Genomic DNA, 1,902 nt, shown 5'->3' on the forward strand with positions numbered 1-1,902 from the left:
GTCAGAACATGCACGGCCCCTTGGTGGCCGGGATCCAGCAGCGCCCGCACGGCGACCGCCGCGATGTCGGCCTCGTGGACCGCGGCCACCTGCGCGTCCGGGAACGGGTCGCGCACCACGCCTTCGGCCCTGATCGACGCGGCCCACTGCAGCGTGTTGGTGGCGAAAGCGCCGGGCCGCAGGAACGTCCACGCGATCTCCGAACCGGCCACGTCCCGCTCCGCCACGCCGTGCATCCGCGCGATCGGATCCTCGGACCCCGCCGACGCCCCCTGCGCTGACAGCAGCACGATGTGCTCGACGCCCGCCTCACAGGCCTCGGCCACGAAACCGCCGACACCGTCGCGCGCGGCGTACAGGAACACCTTGGACACACCGGTCAGAGTCGGCCCCAAGGTTTCGGGGCGGGCGAGGTCCGCGCCGACCACCTGGACTCCCGCCGGCAAGGAGACGGTGCCGGGATCGCGTCCAGCGGCACCGCCAGGCGGGTGGATCTACTCGGCCAGCATGCCTTCGACCGGATCGTGCGCGGCATCAGCCGCCTTCAGGACCACGGCATCCGCTTCAGCTTGATCGCCGTCGTGGGGACCGAGGGTATTGAGGCGCGGTGCTCACCCTGGAGGCGACGACCCTGTACCGGCTGTTCGGAGCCGCGCGCAGGGGCGGCGCGAACCGACGAATGGCGTTACGGGCGGCCTTTGGCCGGTTGGTCCCCGATCAGGTTCGACGGATCGTGGGGTTCGATCTGCAGGGCATGGTCAGCCTAGCCTTGTGGGTCGCACGACGCCGCCTGGCCGAGCCGGACCTGTCGTATGCCGCCTTCAACCGCAGGTACCGCGAACGGGCCCGGTCCGGAGCGCTGCGCTTCCGCGCCCCGGCGCCGTTAAGAGAGGCCGACATCTGGCGGGCGTATCAGATCGAGCTGCGCGAGCGCGGCGAGCCGCACCACGATCCTTGGGGCTTCAATCCCTTCGAGCGCAGCTGAGCTGTGCCGCTGTTCCTCGGACCTCATATCAAAGCAAAAGCGAAACTAAATAGCCAGGTGGGACGCTTCGGGCGTACCTCAATGGACCAGGAGAGCCTGTTTGCGATCAGGTGCGCATGTCGCCCGACTCGGCGAGGGCTGGTTCCTGGTAGGCCCGAAGGGAAGGAAACAGATGGATATCGTCCGCAAGAGGGTCCTGTCATGCCTGGCGATGACCCTCGGTTCGTTCGCGGCCGTCTCGACGATGGCTGTCGCGCCCGCGGCGTCCGCGTCCGCGTCCGCGTCCTGGGAGGAGTACCTGCTTGGTCCCGGTGGAAGCCATGGCAGGTGCTTCAAAGGCAACAAGGCGCGCGAGACCGTCGTCAGCATCCCCCGGCGCACGTGGGACGTCAAGATCGCCAAGATCGACAAGACCGAGGGGCGCAAGGACATCTACTTCCGCGAACGCGCCTTCAACAAGGCCGTCAAGTTCGAGCAGTGCGTGAAGGCCGGCTCGTCGTCCACGGGGCCCTACGTCTACAAGTGGCGGGTGTCCTATTACGGCCACCCCTCGGGAAAGGTGAGCCGCATCAACCGAAACACCCAGATGTGCCACAACCTGAGCTGCACCGGGGGGTCGTTCAACAACGGCACCTGGCGGAGCGGCTGGACCCACTTCAAGATGTGACCGTGGCCGGGGGCGCGCGGACGCGGGCCCGACGTGGCACAGGAGCTCCAGGCCGTCCTCGCGACGCGGAGCCCGCACGTCGAGACCTGCCAGCCGATGACGTCCTCGGCGGCGACGGCGGGCACGCCATGGGGCGGGACCGCATGTCGGATCCGGGCTGACCGTCAGCGGCAAGCCGGGCAAGACGGTTGTCCTGGAAGGCGCGCGGACGGTCTTCGTGGCGCGAGCGCCGAAGCCGCCGGCGGGCACC

Annotated in this window: 3 protein-coding genes; 2 read left to right on the forward strand and 1 reads right to left on the reverse strand. The window is 68.8% G+C overall.

What is annotated here, in order from left to right; genetic code table 11:
* The coding region (locus tag ABZ297_RS46750) for an NAD(P)H-binding protein (RefSeq protein WP_355361060.1) at positions 1 to 428 on the reverse strand (428 nt) is incomplete at its 3' end.
* A gap of 179 nt (positions 429 to 607) precedes the next feature.
* On the opposite strand from ABZ297_RS46750, the gene ABZ297_RS46755 reads away from it, so the two are divergent.
* Positions 608 to 985 (forward strand): hypothetical protein, encoded by a 378-nt coding sequence (locus ABZ297_RS46755; RefSeq protein WP_355361063.1) that lies wholly within the window; start codon positions 608 to 610, stop codon positions 983 to 985.
* A gap of 211 nt (positions 986 to 1,196) precedes the next feature.
* Positions 1,197 to 1,652, forward strand: a complete 456-nt coding sequence (locus ABZ297_RS46760; protein WP_355361066.1) for a hypothetical protein — start codon at positions 1,197 to 1,199, stop codon at positions 1,650 to 1,652.
* Positions 1,653 to 1,902 lie beyond the last annotated feature (250 nt).

The sequence above is a fragment of the Nonomuraea sp. NPDC005983 genome (assembly GCF_040614375.1).
GTDB lineage: Bacteria > Actinomycetota > Actinomycetes > Streptosporangiales > Streptosporangiaceae > Nonomuraea.

Coding starts and splice junctions, on each gene's coding strand:
- ABZ297_RS46760 (WP_355361066.1), top strand. CDS start 1,197: ATGACCCTCGGTTCGTTCGCGGCCGTCTCGACGATGGCTGTCGCGCCC.